The 19,159-nt window shown below is 55.1% G+C and carries 13 protein-coding genes and 1 tRNA gene; 6 read left to right on the top strand and 8 right to left on the bottom strand.

What is annotated here, in order from left to right; all coding sequences use genetic code 11:
• Nucleotides 1-6 precede the first annotated feature (6 nt).
• From motA to GN242_RS15320, 3 genes are all read left to right on the top strand, one after another.
• Nucleotides 7-873, top strand: a complete 867-nt coding sequence (motA, locus tag GN242_RS15330; RefSeq protein WP_154752225.1) for a flagellar motor stator protein MotA — start codon at nucleotides 7-9, stop codon at nucleotides 871-873.
• Nucleotides 870-1,763 (top strand): putative lateral flagellar export/assembly protein LafU, encoded by an 894-nt coding sequence (gene lafU / locus GN242_RS15325; protein WP_154752224.1) that lies wholly within the window; start codon nucleotides 870-872, stop codon nucleotides 1,761-1,763. Before motA ends, lafU begins: the two co-directional genes overlap by 4 nt.
• Nucleotides 1,764-1,981: 218 nt before the next feature.
• Nucleotides 1,982-2,698 (top strand): YoaK family protein, encoded by a 717-nt coding sequence (locus GN242_RS15320; RefSeq protein WP_154752223.1) that lies wholly within the window; start codon nucleotides 1,982-1,984, stop codon nucleotides 2,696-2,698.
• Between the two features lie 53 nt (nucleotides 2,699-2,751).
• Here GN242_RS15320 and GN242_RS15315 read toward each other — a convergent pair whose 3' ends face one another.
• The 5 genes from GN242_RS15315 to GN242_RS15295 form a co-directional block, all read right to left on the bottom strand.
• Nucleotides 2,752-3,438 carry an amino acid ABC transporter permease gene (locus tag GN242_RS15315; RefSeq protein ID WP_154752222.1) on the bottom strand — a complete coding sequence of 229 codons (687 nt, stop codon included), beginning with the start codon at nucleotides 3,436-3,438 and terminating at the stop codon, nucleotides 2,752-2,754.
• Nucleotides 3,428-4,213, bottom strand: coding sequence for an amino acid ABC transporter permease (locus GN242_RS15310; RefSeq protein WP_156287784.1), 786 nt, complete (start codon nucleotides 4,211-4,213; stop codon nucleotides 3,428-3,430). Before GN242_RS15310 ends, GN242_RS15315 begins: the two co-directional genes overlap by 11 nt.
• Nucleotides 4,210-5,040, bottom strand: a complete 831-nt coding sequence (locus tag GN242_RS15305) for an amino acid ABC transporter ATP-binding protein (protein WP_154752221.1) — start codon at nucleotides 5,038-5,040, stop codon at nucleotides 4,210-4,212. Before GN242_RS15305 ends, GN242_RS15310 begins: the two co-directional genes overlap by 4 nt.
• A 17-nt stretch (nucleotides 5,041-5,057) precedes the next feature.
• Entirely contained in the window at nucleotides 5,058-5,900 is an 843-nt protein-coding gene (locus GN242_RS15300) for an ABC transporter substrate-binding protein (protein WP_154752220.1), read from the bottom strand.
• A gap of 306 nt (nucleotides 5,901-6,206) precedes the next feature.
• Nucleotides 6,207-6,280: transfer RNA gene (locus GN242_RS15295), tRNA-Gly, on the bottom strand.
• Nucleotides 6,281-6,508: 228 nt separating this feature from the next.
• On the opposite strand from GN242_RS15295, the gene GN242_RS15290 reads away from it, so the two are divergent.
• The 3 genes from GN242_RS15290 to GN242_RS15280 all read left to right on the top strand — a co-directional run bounded on the left by GN242_RS15290 (nucleotide 6,509) and on the right by GN242_RS15280 (nucleotide 8,060).
• Nucleotides 6,509-6,802, top strand: a complete 294-nt coding sequence (locus GN242_RS15290; RefSeq protein WP_156287783.1) for a hypothetical protein — start codon at nucleotides 6,509-6,511, stop codon at nucleotides 6,800-6,802.
• A 4-nt stretch (nucleotides 6,803-6,806) separates the two neighbouring features.
• Nucleotides 6,807-7,229 (top strand): DUF4186 domain-containing protein, encoded by a 423-nt coding sequence (locus GN242_RS15285; protein ID WP_156287782.1) that lies wholly within the window; start codon nucleotides 6,807-6,809, stop codon nucleotides 7,227-7,229.
• A 447-nt stretch (nucleotides 7,230-7,676) separates the two neighbouring features.
• On the top strand, nucleotides 7,677-8,060 hold the full coding sequence (locus GN242_RS15280; protein WP_156287781.1) for a cupin domain-containing protein: 384 nt from the start codon (nucleotides 7,677-7,679) through the stop codon (nucleotides 8,058-8,060).
• On the opposite strand, the gene GN242_RS15275 is transcribed toward GN242_RS15280, so the two are convergent.
• From GN242_RS15275 to GN242_RS15265, 3 genes are all read right to left on the bottom strand, one after another.
• On the bottom strand, nucleotides 8,046-8,717 hold the full coding sequence (locus GN242_RS15275) for an SDR family oxidoreductase (RefSeq protein ID WP_156287780.1): 672 nt from the start codon (nucleotides 8,715-8,717) through the stop codon (nucleotides 8,046-8,048). The genes GN242_RS15280 and GN242_RS15275 overlap by 15 nt on opposite strands.
• A 672-nt stretch (nucleotides 8,718-9,389) precedes the next feature.
• Nucleotides 9,390-12,095 carry a glycosyltransferase gene (locus tag GN242_RS15270; RefSeq protein ID WP_156287779.1) on the bottom strand — a complete coding sequence of 902 codons (2,706 nt, stop codon included), beginning with the start codon at nucleotides 12,093-12,095 and terminating at the stop codon, nucleotides 9,390-9,392.
• Complete coding sequence (locus GN242_RS15265; RefSeq protein ID WP_156287778.1) at nucleotides 12,095-19,144, bottom strand: hypothetical protein; 7,050 nt, start codon at nucleotides 19,142-19,144, stop codon at nucleotides 12,095-12,097. The genes GN242_RS15270 and GN242_RS15265 overlap by 1 nt, the downstream gene beginning before the upstream one ends.
• Between the last annotated feature and the right edge of the window lie 15 nt (nucleotides 19,145-19,159).

Below are 19,159 nucleotides of genomic sequence, written 5' to 3'. Positions count from 1 at the left end.
TAGAAAATGCAGAAACTTATTGGATTAATCATGGTGCTGGGCTGTGTGGTTGGCGGATATTTAATGTCCGGCGGTAACCTTGCTTCTTTCTGGCAGCCGGGCGAGCTGATCATTATTCTCGGAGCCGGTGCGGGGGCAATGGTTATTGCCAATCCAAAACATGTATTAAAATCGATGTGGTCACAGACAAAAGCCGCCGTCAGTAAAGACGAACAAAACGCTGAATTTCAACGTCAGTTATTAATGCTGATGTATGAACTGCTGGAACTGGTACAGGACGGTGGTTTAAAGGCGCTGGACGAGCATATTGATGTTCCTGATAACAGTGTGTTGTTTAAAAAATACCCGTTAATACTTAAAGATAAAGGTTTTATCACCTTTATTTCCGATAACTTCCGCCTGATGGCGATGGGTAAAATTAACGAGCACGAAATGGAAGGGCTGCTTGAGGCAGAAATAGAAGCGGTGGAAGACGAGCTGCTGGTGCCTTCGCGCTCGCTGCAACGTACGGCAGAAGCCATGCCAGGGTTTGGCATCTGTGCGGCGGTACTGGGGATTATTATCACCATGCAGTCTATCGATGGATCCATTGCGTTGATTGGCCTGAAAGTAGCGGCTGCACTGGTCGGCACATTCCTCGGGGTATTCTTCTGCTACTGCCTGATGGATCCGTTAGCTAACGCCATGGAGCAGTGCATGCGTAAACGTATGACTATTTTCTTCTGCATCCGTACCGTGCTGGTTAACCATATTGCCGGAAAACCCACTCTGCTGGCCGTCGATGCAGGCCGTAAGATGTTATCGCTGGAATCCAAACCGACGTTTGCCACGCTGGACAGCTGGGTGAACGCCATGGGTGAGAATCCAGAATGAAGAAGGGTGCTCATACCACCATCATCAAACGAGGTGGTAAAAAAGCTAACCATGGCGTGCATACCGGCGCCTGGAAGGTGGCCTTTGCTGACTTTACGCTGGCAATGATGGCGCTGTTTATGGTGCTGTGGATTGTCAGCTCAGTATCGAAAGATGAGCGGCGGGAAATCGTTGCCCAGTTGAACGGAGTCTCACTGTTTGGCGGAGGGGCATTTAGCCCGCTTAACGATCCCTCCTCGGGCAGCAATTCTCTGCCGATTGCCCCCCCGGTCCCCGCGATCGTCGATACGAAAGAGGCGACTGAGACGGAGGAATCTCAGCAGACTGAGTCACTGAAGGATGTGCTGTCGCGTTCTGATCGGGAGCTGAATGAACTGAGCGAGGCGATTACAAAAATTATTGCCGAACTTAACGCGCAGGGAAATCTGTCGCTGGAAAAGGTGCCACAAGGGCTGCGTATTCTGCTCCAGGATGATAATGACCGGCTGATGTTTCCACGCGGTAGTGCGCGGATGACACATTTCTTTACCCGGCTGCTGAGTGAACTGGCCCCGGTATTTAACCGTATTGATAACCAGGTGGTGATCAACGGCCATACTGACTCAGCCAACTATCGCAACAATGCAGGCTATAACAACTGGAACCTTTCCGGCGATCGCGCGCTGGCCGCCAGAAGCGTGCTGGAGAAAGGCGGGCTGGAAGCCAGGCGGGTGATTCAGGTGAATGCCATGGCCGATCGCATGCTGCTGGATCCAGACAATCCTCTTGCTGCCCGCAATCGCCGCATTGAGATTATGGTTCTCACCCAGGCAGCATCGGACTCGCTCTATCAATTTTACGGCCGGGATGGCGTTAAGGTGGTGAAGCCGATTATTGACCGCCTGCAATAGTTTTCATAACGTCAAGCACCTTGTTTTGCTTGCCCGGCGGCCCGCAACCGCCGGTTTTTTTTACTCCTCTTCCCCTTACTTCCCATAAAATATACCCTTACATCATTCTAATCCCCCTTCCGGATGTCTGGTTTTGGTGTCAGAAAGCTCCTGGGCCTTGTTTGCCACTACAAACAAGGGGATCATCAGGCATCCTGTATTTGATCAGAGTTCACTTAATGTTAATCACTATTGATGAAGCAAGGACGTTCAACACGGATAGCCGCCTGGCTTGTACTCTGGCAGCGGTGGCTGGGGCTCTGAATACTGCCGCATTTAAAAGCGTGGGTTTTTTCGCGGCAAATATGACGGGCAACGTCTCGGTACTTTCAGAGCGTATGGCAACGCTCGATCTGCAAACGGGTTTATTCTTTCTTGGTATTGTGATGCTGTTTATTGCCGGTTCCACCTTTTCCACCCTGATTATTAGTGCAGGAAGAAGAAGGGAAATCAGCAGCATTTATGCCGTGAATATCTTTATTGAGGGGCTGGCGCTGATTGCTCTGGGCATAATTGAAAGCCTCTTTATTCTCTCGCACCCGGTAGCGTTGCTGATCCTCACTCTGAGTTTTCTGATGGGGCTACAGAATGCAGTGGTCACCCGTATTTCTAATGCGCGGGTCAGAACCACACATGTCTCCGGTACCGCGACGGATATTGGCATTGAGCTTGCGCTGTTGATTGATGTGCTGCGCCGTAAAGAATCGCCAAAAGTGGCACACCTCTATCTTGAACGGTTGCAGCTGCACGCTTATACCGTGCTGGCATTTCTCGCCGGAGGCGTGGCCGGTATCTGGCTGTTCCACTGGCTGAATTATGGTTTTCTTATTCTGGTGGGCGTCGGTCTGCTGATGCTGGCGATGAACACCATGTTTAATCACAGAAAGCCTGTCTGAACATGCCTGTAAAATAAAATGCAGGGCGCTGCATGCGGAGCGCCCTGGCTGGTTCAGCTCGCCTGGCGCTGCTTTAATCCTTTTCCTGCCAGATACGCCAGCGCGCTGCATAACAGATAATAGATAACGCCAACAAACAGGAAGATCTCGGCGGGGTAAATTTGTACCCGGTTATTGACCTGTCCGGCGACCGTGGTTAACTCCGGGACGTTAACAATAAACGCCAGAGACGTGTCTTTAAGCAGGGAAATAAGTAACCCCAGATACGACGGCAGTAAGTTGGGCCACGCCTGCGGCAGCAGAATAAACACCAGGATCTGCGTTTTACTGAAGCCCGACGCAATCCCCGCTTCGGTCTGTCCGCCAGGCAGAGACTCCAGCCCCGCCAGCGTTGAGTGCATGACGGCCGCAGAGGTAAACCACGCCAGCGCAATAATCACCGTCAGCGGCCCGGGGATAGATCCGCCAAATACCACCGGCAGCAGGAAATAGAGCCAGAAAATCACAAAAATCAGCGGGATCCCACGAATAAAGGATGCCCAGATAAACAGTACTTTGCGTGTCCAGCCGCCGTAGCGCCAGGCCAGAGCGGCCATCACCACACCAAAAACCAGCGCGAGAAAACCGGCTGACACCGCCATAATCAGCGTCAGTAACACCCCGCCCGGCTCGCCGTCTGCCACTCTTCCCCACAGCATGTAGGTAAAATTATCGTGCAGTACTGAATAATCAAATTCCATCTTCTGAACGCTCCGTCAGGGGGGAGTCTGCCTGTCTGGGCTGATGGCGACGCGGTCGTTTTGGGCCGAACGCCGTCAGAAGCCCGCCCAAAACCACGCCCAGCAGCAGATACAGCGCGGTGCCCACGGCGAAGCCCTCAAAAGCGTGGGCGTTATAACTCTCAATCCGGCTGACCTGATAGGTCAGCTCGGAAAAGCCGATGCCGGTTGCCAGCGAGGAGAGCTTCATCAGGTTAAGATACTGTCCGGCGATAGGCTGCCAGGCATTGGTCAGCGCCTGTGGCAGCAGAATTGACCGCAGCAGCGTCCAGCGGCTGAACCCCTGTGAAACTGCCGCTTCGCGCTGGCCTTTCGGTACCGAATTCAGCCCCGCCTGAACCTCTTCCACTAAAAATGCCGCAGTAAATAATCCCAGCCCCCAGACTACACAGAGGAACTCGGGCGTCAGCCAGGATATATCGCCGGGAAAGGTAGCCCAGGGATGAATATCCCCGATATAAAAACGCCACGTCTGCGGCAGCGCACCCCATGCGGCGAAGTACCAGAACAGCAGCTGCACCAGCAGTGGCGTATTGCGAAACAGGGAGACAAAGGCCGCAACTGCCCCCTGAGCCACACGTGACGGACTGAGACGCAGCACCAGCAGCAGCACAACCAGCAGCGTAGCGAACAGGCTGGCAATCACACTGACGTATAGCGTGGTGAGAAATCCGGAGATAATCCATTGCAGGGGTTGCCCGGTCACTACTCCTGCCCAGTCGGGATGCCAGTTCACAGGCCCACCTGTGATTCAGGATGCAGTGGAAACAGGACTTTTTGCAGAAAGCGCTGGGCGCGCGGATGGGCAGGGCGAGTAAAGAACGCCTCTGGCGCGGCCTGTTCGAGGATTTCTCCGCCGTCCATAAAGATCACCCGGTCAGATATTTCACGAGCAAAGCTCATTTCATGAGTCACCACGATCATGGTGATACCGCTGCGCGCCAGCTCCTGCATGACCAGCAGTACTTCGCCGATCATCTCCGGATCCAGGGCGGACGTCGGCTCATCAAACAGGATAATACTGGGGTCAGTCGCCAGCGCCCGGGCAATGGCCACACGCTGCTGCTGCCCCCCGGAGAGCTGATCAGGATAGTGCTGTGCTTTATCTGCCAGCCCGACGCGCGTCAGCAGTGCCAGCGCTTTAGCCCGGGCTTCATTTCTCTTCCAGCCATGCACCTTGACTAACGCCAGGCTGACATTGTCCTGCGCAGTCAGATGGGCGTACAGGTTAAACTGCTGAAACACAAAGCCAATATGCGTTCGCAGCTGCTGAAGCTCCGCTCCTTTCAGACCGCGGGTAGGCTGGCCGTCGATCAGAATCTCACCGTCGCTCACGGTTTCCAGCTGGTTGATCAGACGGATCAGCGTGGATTTACCCGAACCTGACGGCCCGCAGACGGCGACAACTTCACCGCTCGCCACGCTCAGATTAACCGTTTTAATCACCTGATGATGGCCAAAAGACTTACTCACCTGGCGGAACTCGACGGCAGGGGATGGGGCCACAGATGAATGTGAAAAAACCGCAGACGCCGCTGCGGTTGATAAATTTTCCTGCTGCATGTGTGTTACCTGGCTGATTATTTTGCTTCGATTTTGAATAACCGTGGCTGCGGCGATTTGGTCTGCGGGCCAAACCAGCTGTTATAAATACTCACCGCCTGACCATTTTTTTCCAGATTCAGCAGCTCGTCGTTCACCACTTTCAGCAGGCTGGTTTCGCCCTTTTTCACCCCAACGCCAATCTCTTCTTTACTCAGAAGTTCAGGCAACACTTTGTATTTCGCTTTATCAGGCGCACCGTCGAGCAGGCCGGCAAGAATGGTGCTGTCCTGAGTAATCGCCTGCACATTGCCGTTGCGCAGGGCAGAGAGCGCCAGCGGAATATCGTCATACGACAGGACGCGCGACTGCGGGAAGCGGTTATGTAATTCCTGCTCACCGGTGGTGCCTTTAACCGCACCAATACGCGCAGTGGCATAGCCATCAAGCTTATCCGGGGAGCCGACAGGCACCAGGAACTGCTGACCGGTAACAAAATAAGGCACGGAGAAATCGATAACTTTGGCGCGCTCAGGCGTGATGGTGATATCTGCCACAATCAAATCGGCCTTGCCGGACTGCAACAGAGGAATACGGTTGGCTGGATTTGTTGGCACCAGCTGCAATTTTACCCCCAGAGTTTTAGCGATAGCTTTCGCAAAATCCACGTCATAACCGACGATCTCATGGGTTTTGGCATCCACAGAGCCAAACGGCGGGTTGGCATCAAAGGTGGCAATTTTGACCACACCGGCTTTTTTAATGTCGGCCAGCTGGTCAGCGTGGGCGGCGAAAGTGGTGAGAGTGCTGAACGCCAGCAGCAGGGCGGCAGAAATCCGGGTTTTACTGAACGGGCTGTTATTACGCGTTGCTGTAAGCATAGTTTTTCCTTATGTATCGTTTGAAAGGGGAGCAATCCCATTTTCCTGAAAACAGGTGATAGTTATTATTTTCTTTTAGGATTGATAGCGTTACATAAAGAGAAAAAAGCGGCTACAAACAAAAAGATATATCACCCGCTAAATAATGCATAAGTAAAATGTTTGTATGAAGGGAGTTAAACAGGTGTATTAAGGAGTAGCTGGCTGCAAGCGCATACTCAGGATTTTTCCTGATACGTACAGAAGCCTGTGAGAGTCTCTAAAGGAAGTTTTACTGCAAAGGAAGCGGCGAGTCAGAGCAGATGCTGGAGCGGCCAACGGGAATCGAACCCGTGTCATCAGCTTGGGAAGCTGAGGTAATACCATTATACGATGGCCGCCTGATAGGGTGTGCCGGATGCGATAAGCGCTAACTCAACGTCCGTGCCGCAGGATGTTAACACAACGATAAGTGGAAAAGTTGAGTAATATCAAAAAACTTCTTCCGACATCACCTCATCGTCAGCGTCTGCCACACAATGACGCTGGTCTGATTGCCCCGGGTTAATTTTTGCAGCGGGCAGGAACTGTGCCAGAATGGGCGAAAACCACAGCGGTGCCGGGAAGGTATGTTTAAAACGATAGTGATAGTGTTGTGTCTGATGCTGGTGAGCTGTACCGCCTCGGTGGGAAATAATTTTGATGACAGCGAGCTGGCGAAAATCAAATATGACGTAACCACCAGACAGGATCTGATCGCCATGTTTGGTCAGCCCTCCTCAGAAACACCCTTTCCGGAGGGGCAAAGCATCCTGATGTGGACATGGAGTCAGGCAAAGGCCATGAGCACCACCGAGGGACGCACCCTGACCATCCGGCTGATGAATGGCAAAGTCAAAAGTTACACCGTGAATAAGACCTGAAACCATGCATTCTCTCGACGATCTCTTTCTGCGGCTCTCTCGTTCACCCTTTCGCCAGCGTTTTCATCTCGGTCTGGCCGAGTATCGCTATTGCCGCGATAAAGGCGAAGAGATTATCCGGCAGCACGCCGCAGAGTTTATCCGCGAACGGCTGGCACCTGCCGAACCAGTCAACGACGGTAAGCAGACGCCGATGCGCGGTCATCCGGTGTTTATTGCCCAGCACGCAACGGGTACCTGCTGCCGTGGCTGCCTGAGTAAATGGCACGCTATCCCCCCGCACCAGGCAATAAGCAGCCAGCAGCAGCAGTGGATCAATCAGGTGATTTTGAGATGGCTTCAGCATGAAATGCAGCGTCCGCAGCCGCTGCCTGTACCCGCCAAAAAACCACCTGAGGATAAGAGCGGGCAGCTGGAGTTACTCTGACTCTTTCCGGCCAGCTTTACCCTGCCGCTCTTGCGGGAAAAAAAAGCCGACTCACATTCGTCGGCTAAATTTTGCAGATACTCAAGGATTATGCCATCAGGTTTACCTGGGTGCGGAACACGGCATGGCTGCCTTTTTCTGCTCCCCCCAACATTCACTACATCGGCCAGGGGGAAAAATACTTTAGCAAAAACATTGGTATTACGGTCTGTGCCTCATCCCATGAGGGCTAGAACCATAAATAGGTCGCCAGGCAGTATGCCAGGGTTATTGACAGCAAAATCAGCTCTGAGGGTTTAATCAGGTACATGATAAGTCCGGTAGAGTTCAGGATGAGTGCTACTTACATCGGTCTCATTTACTGAAACTTTAGGGATCTGCGCCAGGAAAAGTGCCTCTTGTGGCGTAACGGCCTGCAATGGAAAAGCTTAGATAAATATCTTAGATATGTCTTTACAGGAAATCCTGTATCAATACTCCTTCGGTGAGAATATTCAGGAGCAAGCTGTGTTGCAGGCGACATCATTGTTAACCAGCGCCGCTGCGCTGCCGCAGATGTGGCAATCGGCCATTATCAGTAAGACAGGTCAGGCCAACATCAAGCTGATACGGATGGGCGGCGACGGGATACCAGAGGAAGTGCATAAGGGTTTTTCTGAGCTGTTGGTCGTTATAGCAGGGCAGATGGAGCTGGAGATTGCCGGGGAAATTGTGGCGTTGAAAAGCGGTGAATATATTGTAATACCACCGGGCAGCCCTCATCGGGTATTGCCCGGCAGCAGTGGGACATTACTGCTGGTTGATGCCGACGAAGCATTACCAGGCCAGTAGTTCTCCGTCATATCCTACAAAGTGGTGGCCGCCTTTACCGCGCCATGCGGCCAGCTGATCGGCAATACCGCTGGCACTCTGTGCCACCGTCAGCGGGGCATCTTTACCGCCCATATCGGTTTGCACCCAGCCCGGATGGACGCAAAGCAGCGTCTGGCCCTGGGCGTTGGTCTGTGCAGACAATCCGCGAGCCAGCATATTCAGCGCTCCCTTACTTGCTGCATAAAGCGGGTAGGTGGCATCACTGTTTTCATTCAGACTGGCCAGCTGCGAGGACATCAGCGCCACGATACCGGTTTGCGGTTTGACGTTCGGCAGCAGCTCTTCAGCGCAGCGCAGCGGCGAAAATGTGTTGGTCATAAACAGCGCCATCAGTTCGTCATCGCTGGAAGCTGACAGCTTCTGATGGCCCGGCCCATAAACACCGGCGTTAATAAAAATCACATCAAACTGCTGGCCAGCCAGCTGCTCTTTCAGCGCTTTACGCTCATCTGGCATATTAATATCCAGCGTTAACCAGCGGATGCCGGAGGCCGCAGAGGGGATCTGCTTACGCATGGTAGCAGTGACCTGCCAGCCGCGTTCAGCCAGGATATTTGCCAGCCCTAATCCGATGCCGCGCGATGCGCCGATAATTAATGCCTGTGAGGTTGTCATAGAGGATGTCCTTATTTTGTGAGTAAGAGTGGCAGGTGTTTTTTATTCTTTGACGGATAATAGCAATAACCTGACGGCACGGGCAAACGGTTAGCCATGTTTCGGAGAAGTGAGGCCGCTACCTGACTCTGAAGGCAATGATTAATAGCCGAACCGCTCTATAGTAAGAGTCTGTGTCTCTTTATTTCTGGAGATATTAAAATGGGGTAGCGCTTTATCATTTTTAGTCCATTTCTCATGGTCACGCTGATGAAGTGATAAGTTGAATCCCTTCCGGGTAAACGGAGTCATTACTCCAGATGATGCTACTGAAGTTTGCCTGAGCACCATCCTGATCTCTGAGTTTAAAATAATACGCATAGTTGCCTGCTGGTGCCTGACGAATATCTTTATCTGTATGGAGATAATATAAAAATATATTTGACGTGGTAGATCATTCACTCCTCTATGCCACACGCTGCATAGCACAGGCACCTGCAGGGAAAAAGATGAGTATAATTATACTGTAAGTGATGTATTTCATTTTTCATCACGCGCAATAGAGTTGAGCTACCTTTCCCGATAGAATGTGAATAAATTGCAAACAAGATTTTTAATTTAAATTTACTGTTTTCTGATTGTCAGAACATTATCCAGAGGTCTATGAGTTACTGCAAACCTCAGGACTGTCGATTATCCCTGTAGTAACGGGTCGTGAAGGGTGCAAATATGCCTGACCACCGCCAGAACGGTCTGATCCAGCGCCGCCTGATCCGGATTGAAAAGAGATAAATCTACCGCCTGCATATCCGGCTGCGGCGTCACAGAGAGTGCATCGCCGTAGAAATCCCGCAGCCGCTGCGCCAGCGCGGCGTGTGACGGCGGACAGACAATGGCCTGCGTGGCATCCCATGGCGCGGCATGCCAGGCTGAGGCGGGATAACGCTGGCTGAAAGTGGCCGCACTGCGCGCCGACCGCATCCGCTGTAACAGCTGAAAATTATTCTGATAATGGGGATTGGCCGCAATGTGCTCTCCGTGGCGACAATAGCCGGAAGAGAGCGGATGATAGAGATGGAAAAGGGCGCGCTGCCGGTCGGCGGTGTAATCGATTTTTCCCAGCACGCTGACCTTATGGAACCATGCGTTATCTTCGCCACCCCAGCCCTGAAACTGCACAGGCATTCCACCGTGTTGCAGAATAAAATCTGTGCGCACCAGCACCGCTCCCCCCTGAGCACCTCTGCGGCTCTGGAACTGATGCACCGGCTGGACGTCTTCGGGCTGGCGAACTCCCTGCTGGATCTGCTCACTCTCATCCTGGCCCAGGTAATACACGGTATCCCAGGGGATCAGACAATCCAGCCCGCGGTGTTCACATTCGTCGCGCGCCTGCTGAATAAACCCTTCCGGAAGCAGCAGATCGCTGTCCAGCCAGAGTAGGTACTGTGTGGTGACAAACGGCAGCGCGATATTCAGTGCGCGTGATTTACTAAACGGCTGCTGCGTGTAAGCAAACAGATAATCATCTGCCAGCCCGGTGGCAATCTCCCGGGCGTTGGCACTGCGGTCAAGCTCCACAACGATAATACGCTGAACCTCAGGCTGTTTTTTTAGCCCCAGCAGGACGCAGCGCAACTGCTCTGTCCGTTGATTCCCGGCGAAAGGAATAATCACACTGACGCCCGCCGTTAACGGTGTCTGGATGCAGAGTGTTTGCGGAGGTGCGGAGGCAGACACCCTCGCCGGTAGCTTGACCGCCTGTACGGCGTTGGGTGCGGGGGGCATCTTTTCGCGCGCATTAGCCAGTTGGGGCAGCCAGAACTGCTGCCACTGCGCTGAAAAATCCCAGTGTTGCAGCAGCCACTGGCGGTTACGGATGCCCTGTTCTGTCAGGCGCTGCGGGCCTGACGCGATCAGATCGGTCAGCACCATTTCCAGCGTAGCGAGACTGGCGCAGACAAACGGCGAGGGTGCGGCAGAAACCGTGCGTTGAAAAACATCACTGATGGCGCTCTCCAGGCCCAGCCCGTTGATCACCACCGCACCGGCAGCCAGGCCTTCCAGGCTGTTGCGGTGATAGCTGCCGGTTACGCACTCATCGATAACAATATGGGCCCGCCTTTTTATCTCCATCGACTCGCTGAAACTCACCTGCCCTGACTGCGTCGTGAGCAGCTGTAGCGGATAGCGCTGTGCCAGACGTTGCAGCACCGCAATGGTGCTGATGTACCCTTTGGAATGCCAGTAGAGACGGTGGCCGGGGGGATATTTTTCATGTTTACCGCTCGGAGTGTAGGCAATAGTAATTCGCTGCTCTTTTTCACCCAGGGCAAACAGCGGATCCCAAAGTGGCACCGGATTGGGCACCGCTTGCCATCCGGCAAATTCGGGCAGTGAGGCTTGATATTGAGCCACCACCATTCCTGGCAGGCCACGTTTTACAAACTGCTGATCGACATTCCACATATAGTTGTGCGCCAGGGTAATCACCGGTTTGTGGCGCAATATCTCATTGTGCTGCGCAGCCGTATGTCCGTTATGCACAATGACCAGATCCGCCGCTTCCAGCAGTGCGCGGGCCATATCGGGCTGATGCTGCCACTCCACATCGCCAGCAAACTCAACGCCGTTGCCGTAGCGATGAGTGGCCCAGACCGTGCGGCAGCGGTGCGGCGTGCAGCGTTCGATGCACTCGCTTAACAGCTTAGGAACTCCGGCCACTGGCGTGGTGGCATAGGAGACAATATTCAGTGATTTTGCGCTCTTGGCTCGGGCGGAAAACGCAGCCAGTGGTTCATAAGGCAGAGTATCCACGGCGCTTTGCGCGCTAAGATTGACCAGCTCAACGCCCAGCCGGGTACAGGCTTCCGCCAGTCGGGCATACTCCTGGCGAATGCGTGCCAGTTCTGCGCTTAACGAATGTCGCCCGGTTTGAGCAAAAAAGTGGTGGTCGGTGAAATCCACACCGATCAGCCCGATGCGTTTTGCCCCCATAAATATGGCCAGGCAGGCGGCTACATAGGTTGAGTTACGCGTATAGGGCAGCGAATCCAGCGTGTTAACCTCCACCCCGCCGCGCTGGCCCAGCAGAAAGCGCACCACGTTAGGATGGTCTATCTCCAGCGACAGATGGGTAAAAATCGCCTGCGCCTGTGAGGCGGCAATCGGAGCAAAGCGCTCTGCGCTAAACTGATGCCGGCCGTTCAGCACCACCAGATAGTCAGGGTGAAATTTGCGCCCGACATCGTTAACCCCAATGGTCACGTAGTGCTCCGCTTCCTGGAGCTGGTTGAGAGAGCTGCCGCAGCCGCAGACCAGAATACTTTCGCCTGCATGGCGCTGATGAAAATCCGCAAAGCGGGTTGGAACCGTGAGCGTCGGGCGCATGGTGACCATTACACATCCCCCTGAAGGTGACTAAACAGTACGGGAATCCGATTTATCTGCACCAGCGGCAGCTGCTGGCCGTTGACTGAACCGAACAGCGTAAAGGCAAACTGCATCTGCGATTGTAAAACCGGGGGGTTATTCGCCAGATACCACTGCCAGATCTCCTCAGCCACTTCGTCAGCGAGGGTAGTTGGTGAGGCGTTGTCCAGCTGCAAGGCGTTGATCAACAGTACCGGTGACTCCACCAGCAGATCGGCACCCGGCACCAGCCCCCAGGCGTGACTGACCTGAAGATTGATTGTTGGGTTAATGCCCGGTTCATTAACCGCCGTCAGCGGCGTCATGATCTCCTGCAAGATCTGTTGCAGAACGCTAAGGCTGATAGCCGGAACCTGAACTTCAGGCAGGCTGTCGCGTTCAATCAGCGGGATCATCGGGGCAGGGAAGCGGATGCTGTCCGTTTGATAGACGAACAGTGGATTAGTCGCCAGCTGCGGCACCAGTTCGGCATTGCGTACCGTCCAGGCGCTAAACTGCGCACTTTGATAATCAAGGATCGCCAGCGGTTCCCATGTGAACGTTGTCGACGTAAACAGCGGGGCCTGTTTGATTTTACAGGTGATGTACCACCAGCCGTCCTGTAACCGCGCCGTGTTACGGTCGGGTGTCCACTGGCTGTTATCGCCCAGCAGAATGGAAGGCCAGAAGGCGGGGTTCTGCTCCCCCTGTTCAGTCTGGCCCCGCAGTTGCAGGATGTTGCCGCTAAAGCTGAGGCAGAAGTGGTCGATTTCATACAGCGTGGCTGCCAGCAGCATCCGACGGTTCCAGTTTATCGGCCAGCTGCTCGCGACATTGTTCACCAGAGTATAGAACTGCCCGACCACGGCAGAGGCTCCGCCGGGCTGGTTGGTGTAGGCCTGCTGTTCGATGCTGCCCAGCTGTAAAGAGAGTTCAGGCCAGTCGTAAGTAAAGCGGGCCAGCGCGGTGAACAGTTCATCCAGCAGATGCGCATTTTGCTGGTGGTCGTTGAGCAGCATCGCCTGATTTGCCAGCACATTGCGGGTAAAATCGAAATAGAACTGATCCTGATCTTTCAGATCCAGCGAGACCTGAACCCGATAACGCCATTGCAGCGCCTGGGCAATTTCATCGGCCAGCGAACCGGGGCTGGATGAGGGGGATGTCATCTCCACGCCCAGCGCCTGTTGCGAAACCAGCATCGGCAGTGGCGGTTCAAACGGCAGCGGAATGGGGATTGTTGCCCTGTCCGACGGTGAACCTGTGGCGGTAACGGGCATCACCAGCGGCTCGCTATCCGGCAGAACAAACTTCAGCCAGGAGCTGGGTACGTAACCATCCTGCGATTGGTCAGGGGTAAAATCGTGTTGCAGATAGCTGGCCTGATACTCTAACGGCAGGGTGATGCTCGACTGATCCCCGGGTTTTGCCACCGTCAGCAGGCTGGTGGCCCACTGTGTCCCGCCAGCCAGATCCAGCGTAACGGGCGTGAACTGATACAGATTACTGCTGTTTTCACCCGGAGGTGAACCCTGCGGCGGCTGTTGCAGGCTGCCGTAAAGCTGGGGGGCCTGCTGCGGGCTGGTATCGTCAGCAATGCCCTGTACGTTGACGCTCACCGGCAGCTGCACAATGGTGGATACGGTGTAAGCGCTGGAGAGATTTTCCAGCAATGCCTGCTGTAAACGCTGCTGCGCCGCAGCGCTGTCCCCCTCACCGCTATCTGCATCTTTCTGCAAAACTGGCACCAGTCCATATGGGATCGCCTTTGCCAGTTTTTGTTTACTCTGCATCAGCAGATCGTAGTAGTTGGTTTGGTTTTGCTGGTCGAGCAGGGCCACGGCAACGCCCATCTGCGGCGACAGGAAGGTATCAAAGGCGCTGAAGAAACTGCTGGCCCAGGCATCCATATCCACATCGTTATACTGCCTGTTATCGACCATCCCGCTGCGCGGAATAATATTCAGCGGGCGCAACGCAAAATAGAGAGGCTCGGGGGCAAAGGTCACGCTAAACCCCTGGCTGGCGCTGAAACGTACCGCCCACAAATCCTGTTGCTGACTGCTGCCGCTGCCGATCTGCTCTCCCGCACGCTGCGCCAGTTTCAGGCAGCCATCTTTTCCATCGAAACAGCTGAAAGCATGCTCAAAATTCAGAGCAAAAGCGTTCAGGCTGAGATCGTCACTCTGCGGGCTGGCGGGCGACCCCGCACTATCCGTCAATGCCAGTCGGGCCAGCAGCGGGTAACTGACCTGGCCGACCTGCGGTATTTTTTCCACCACCTCGCTGTCCACCAGATTACTGTCGCGTCGGGTGTTGAGACTAACGCCAATATCGACAATATCGTGCACCTGCTGCGTCAGCAGGGCATAGGGCAGATCAAATAAAAGGGGCTGCTTCAGCACGGTATCCGGCGCGCCGATCAACGCAGAGTGACTGCCGAGAATATGCTGGTTAATCTCACCGAGAATCAGAGTCGCGAACGCCAGCAGATCCGGCGTGGGATCGTCAGGCAGCGGGCCGTTTATCAGGCTACAGCTTAGTGAAAAGTGGCAGTGTGCATCGTTCAGCTGATCGATAATGCGCTGGAATTTGTCACGCATGCTGATCCACTGTGCGCGGGTGTCATTGCCCGGGGACGTCAGCGGCTCAACGATATTGGGGCTGAACTCCAGCTCCACCAGCAGCAGTGCCTTATCCGGCGAGGCTGCGCTGTCAGCCAGGAAAGCGTAAGTGCTCTTTAATCCCGGCCACTCTCCCAGTGCGATCAGCGGGTCGCTGTATAGCGGTATAAAACTGTCATTGTGCGTGCTGGCCAGCGGGTTGCCGTACATATCGCACAGGCGGAATGAGAGCGTGGCGGGGTGGCCGATAACCGCATAAGGGTTGCTGCCGGCGCTACAGAACGGCACCAGCGGCACCAGCTGTTGCAGCTGCCAAAGCGCATCGGGCGAGGATGCTGCGCTACTCTCCGTCGGCCCCACCGGCAGGCTCCAAACCGAGTCGCGGTACTCCGTGCCGTCGGCGACAATGCGGTACTGCATCAGATGATACAGGTGGCTGACCGCAATCGATGGTGCAGGGGAAGGAGCGCTGGCCGGCGTCCAGCTGGCGGCAAAGCCGATATTGCCCGCAGCGTACGCCGATTGCCAGGCGTAGAGCGGCTCTCCGCTGGCATCGTACAGCTGGCCGATCAGCGCGGCGATCTGACTGTCAGCGTCAATCCACAGGCTGTTATGGCAGGGTGAGAGAGTCAGCTGGCTGGCGGGCTGGTCGCCAAACTCAACAATAATCATCAGGTCGGCGGTGCCGGCATGGCTGCCCTGTACCGTTTTCTGGGTGGGATCATCAGGCGAGCCGTTGGAGCTGGCGGTATCGGCAAACAGCGTGTCCGGCAGCCCCTGCCCGTCGCGGGAACGATAATGCAGATAATAACCCGGCGCACGAACCACGCTCAGTTCCCACACCAGCCGCAGGAAACGCTGTGCATCACTGACCAGTGCTGCATCGCTGTCGGCTGGCAGGGCAGCCAGCATCATACTGTGCATACGGCTGACCTGCTCAACCTGATTCAGCGTCGACAGGTTGAGTTTGGCTAACAGCACCAGCGGATCCAGATCATCGGATACCCATTCAGTGCTGCCCTGCGGCAGATAGAGCAGGCGCAGCGTAGCGCCTGAGAGATCCCCCTGCAGTGCCTGATAGATCAGTTCCCGGGTCGCTTCGTCCGTGCCGTTCAGCTGGTAGATATTGGGCTGCACTTTTGGCTGCGGTGAGGCCGGGGAGCCGTCGCGATGGAGAGCGGCTGTACTGACCTGAGTCAGCGAAAGGCGAATCTGTAGCGTGGCAACTGCGCCGATGGGGCTGTTGGCTATGTCCTGATCCTGCTCGCTGCCCTCAAGGCTGAGTTGCAGGTGCGCTTGCTCTGGCGGTTGAGTGAGCAGTGCCTGTAGCCGGTTCAGCAGCGGTTGCGGGAAGATATACAGCGTGCGGGCATCCTGCACGTTACGCCATGCAAGGCTGTTTTTCAGCTGATAGCCCAGGGGGGCTGACAGCGCCGCAGGCAGCGGATTAACCAGCAGGGTATCGGCGGTAAGCGGTGCCGGAGAGGCGGAAGTGGTATGGAATATCCACTGCGGATCCGGATTCTCTGGCAGAGCGGCGGGAATATCAAATCCGGCGCTGGCGCTGCCGGGGCTGGCCGCAGCAAACTGGATCCAGTCAACCTCGAGACCAGGGGTAAATCGCAATGTGGCAGCGGCATCCGGCGGGCTGCCGCTGACTGCATACTGCTGGCCCGACAGCAGATATAACGCAGAGGTCGGGATGGCGGTAATATTTTGCGGCGTTACCTGCGGCGGCACCTGCGCCGGATCCGGCAGTTGCAGTCCGGACATCAGATAGCGCGAACCAAAACCGGCAATGCTCCAGTAAGCCAGGTTATCCAGCAGAGTGTTGAGCTCCTGAGTCGGGTTTGCGGTCAGGAGTTCCGGGCCGATGGCGGCAAGAAAAGCGAGCGGATTATTGGCATCAATATGGTTAGCGGCAGCCTGTTTCGCCCGGCGTCTTAGCTGGGTTTCCTGCTGTTTTTCGTACTGCTGCGCATCCTGGATCAGCGTTTCCAGCGCGTAGCGGGCAATCATCAGGAAGTAGTCAGCAAACAGATAGCTGGCCATTGCAGGCCCTTCCGGCGGCGAGACTTCCGCCTGTAAGATGCTGCTGTTTACTTGCTCCGTGCGCTCGCTGCCGACCAGCCCGACGTTATCAAAATAGATGTTAAGTGCGCTGGCGTAGTTAGCAGGCGTGGGATTAAAGCGAGAAAAGTCCACGCTGTCGGCACCTGTCTCCATGCGCAAATAGTCGAACATCGGCAGCACAGCGGCGGTAGCAAAGGGGATCTCTCCGCTACTGACACCGCGTAGCGTAAAGCACAATGTACTGGCGAAGAACGCCTCCAGCAGCGTGCGGAAACCATCTTTGCCACCAAAGGCCGGGCCGGGTTCGGCGCTGCCGCTGCCGAGCCGGGCAGATAAAGCCTGTAAGGTCACGGAGAGCGGCTGGTCAATATGCGGCTCTGGAATAAAAGTCATTAACCATTTCAGCAGCTTAATGATGACAACTTCGTATCCGGTGGCCGCATCGGGGGAGGCCAGCGCTGGCGCGTTGGGGGCCGGGCACTCCATCACCAGCGAGGCGATCAGATTAACGCAGGGCTGCTGCTGATTATCCCAGACCACGGTCGGTTGCAGCACAAACACCACGTCGAGGGTAGTCAGCGCCGATTGCAGCCTGTTTATGCCTGGCTGCCGGGCGCTGCTGGCACGAAAACGTAACGGCTCATGCACATCATGCAGCGGGCGCAGGGCGTCTGCCAGCTGCGTGCGTTGCAGCGTGGCATACTCTCTGGCACTGGTGACTATCTTCTGCCAGGCCTGCGGCGCCGACGACATTACGTTTAGTCCGGGTGCCAGCGGGCCATTAAGCGAAGCCGGGGTGCCATCACCAATATAGAAAGTATGATTTACCGTAGTGTGGAAGGAGAGATGAATGGTAAAGAAAACCACCTTCAGTGAGACGCTGACGCTGACCGATGCTGAGATGGGGATGACCGTCTGATAACCGGTTTCAAACGCCACCCCGGCGCTGACGCTGAAGCTCACCATCACCGAGGCTTTAATAATTGCCAGATCGACGCTGCCCTGGAGTAGCACGGATATCGAGGCGCTGCCGGCAAACCAGTAGTGGTCTGGCGGGTTGGCAATAGAGCTGCCGCTGGCCTCCCATGCCAGCAATCCCTGGAAGCTGGCCGACAGGCTGACGGCCAGGCTGGCACTGAGCGGGCCGGCGCTGATACTGATGCCTGCCGTCACCGCTACGCCAATACCGAACTCCAGAATCGGATTGTAATTAACGCTGGGCAGGGCTCCGGGGTTATCACCGCTGCGTAATTTAGCGAAATAAAATCCGGCCCAGCCGGTGAGAATATCGAAAGAGATGCCGATGGCGTTATCCGGGGTGACCGGCCAGCCAACGTTGATGCGAAAATCGCCGTTGGTATAGATCCACGCGGAAAAGCCTGGCAGAATCAGGATAAAACCTTCCAGCGGGATGCGCCGCATACCGTAAGGCAGCGTCAGAGCGCCGTAGTAAACCCCAAGATTTGGCCCGAGCTTCTGATAGAGAATTTCAAACAGCAGACCGCTAAAAAATGAGGGCGGGCTGGTCATCGGAATACTGACTTCAAGGCCGTACATCGCCGGATCGTTAAACAGCACACGCAGGCGCAGTTCGCGCAACTCAACGTCTGCGGCGATAAACCAGTCGCGATCCGGCTGGTAAAAATCATGTGCCAGCCGGGTGATAATAGTTTCCGGATCGTTGCCTGTCAGCTGGGTTTCCAGCTGATTAAAAATGAGATCCATCGGGTTGCCGCTGCCGGGCACCTGAGGAGTCGGGCCAACGCGCTGGCCGATGCCAAGATAATTCAGTTTGAAAGAGGAGACGGAGTTCTGTGCCGGAAGCGGGAACGGGAAGTTAACCAGCTGCTCTTTGCTGTTTGCCGGGCTGGCGTTCAGGCTGCGGCTATTACCGCTGCTCACCGGGGTTTTAATACGGGCTTTCACCGTCAGGCCATCGCCTGCACCGTCATAACCAATCACCAGTCCGGTAATAATAATGTTCGGTTCAATGGTGATGTCGAATCCGGCAGCATGGTAATTCACCCCAAGCGACAGCTCTTCTTCCAGCGTCAGCAGCAGAAACGCGCTGGTGTTGCCGGTACCGCCATCAGGGGTGATCCATAAAGAGGGAAAAATCCTCACGTCCATTATCTTCTGCCATGGGCCGGGCGGAATGGTGGGCAATGCCACGCCGGTCACTGATGCAAGCTGCTCGCTGAACAAATCCCAGATATCGTTGATAGAAATGGACTGTTCCGTTTTCAGTGAAAATGAGAAGGGGCCACCGGCCACCTGCATATCCACATTCATCGGCACACCAAACGCGCTACCTGCAATTTTCAGAATGATATCAGTCATAGTCAGCCAGTCGGT

Origin of the sequence: Erwinia sorbitola (assembly GCF_009738185.1) — a bacterium.
GTDB lineage: Bacteria > Pseudomonadota > Gammaproteobacteria > Enterobacterales > Enterobacteriaceae > Erwinia > Erwinia sorbitola.
Note: the sequence above shows the minus strand (reverse complement) of the source record. Positions and strands in the feature narration are given on the sequence as shown.

Excerpts from the sequence above, each read along its gene's own strand:
- motA (WP_154752225.1), top strand. The coding sequence starts at position 7 with ATGCAGAAACTTATTGGATTAATCATGGTGCTGGGCTGTGTGGTTGGC.
- GN242_RS15290 (WP_156287783.1), top strand. The coding sequence starts at position 6,509 with ATGTTTAAAACGATAGTGATAGTGTTGTGTCTGATGCTGGTGAGCTGT.
- GN242_RS15305 (WP_154752221.1), bottom strand. The coding sequence starts at position 5,040 with ATGCAGCAGGAAAATTTATCAACCGCAGCGGCGTCTGCGGTTTTTTCA.
- GN242_RS15320 (WP_154752223.1), top strand. The coding sequence starts at position 1,982 with ATGTTAATCACTATTGATGAAGCAAGGACGTTCAACACGGATAGCCGC.
- GN242_RS15300 (WP_154752220.1), bottom strand. The coding sequence starts at position 5,900 with ATGCTTACAGCAACGCGTAATAACAGCCCGTTCAGTAAAACCCGGATT.
- GN242_RS15285 (WP_156287782.1), top strand. The coding sequence starts at position 6,807 with ATGCATTCTCTCGACGATCTCTTTCTGCGGCTCTCTCGTTCACCCTTT.
- GN242_RS15275 (WP_156287780.1), bottom strand. The coding sequence starts at position 8,717 with ATGACAACCTCACAGGCATTAATTATCGGCGCATCGCGCGGCATCGGA.
- GN242_RS15265 (WP_156287778.1), bottom strand. The coding sequence starts at position 19,144 with ATGACTGATATCATTCTGAAAATTGCAGGTAGCGCGTTTGGTGTGCCG.
- GN242_RS15270 (WP_156287779.1), bottom strand. The coding sequence starts at position 12,095 with ATGGTCACCATGCGCCCGACGCTCACGGTTCCAACCCGCTTTGCGGAT.
- GN242_RS15315 (WP_154752222.1), bottom strand. The coding sequence starts at position 3,438 with ATGGAATTTGATTATTCAGTACTGCACGATAATTTTACCTACATGCTG.
- lafU (WP_154752224.1), top strand. The coding sequence starts at position 870 with ATGAAGAAGGGTGCTCATACCACCATCATCAAACGAGGTGGTAAAAAA.
- GN242_RS15280 (WP_156287781.1), top strand. The coding sequence starts at position 7,677 with ATGTCTTTACAGGAAATCCTGTATCAATACTCCTTCGGTGAGAATATT.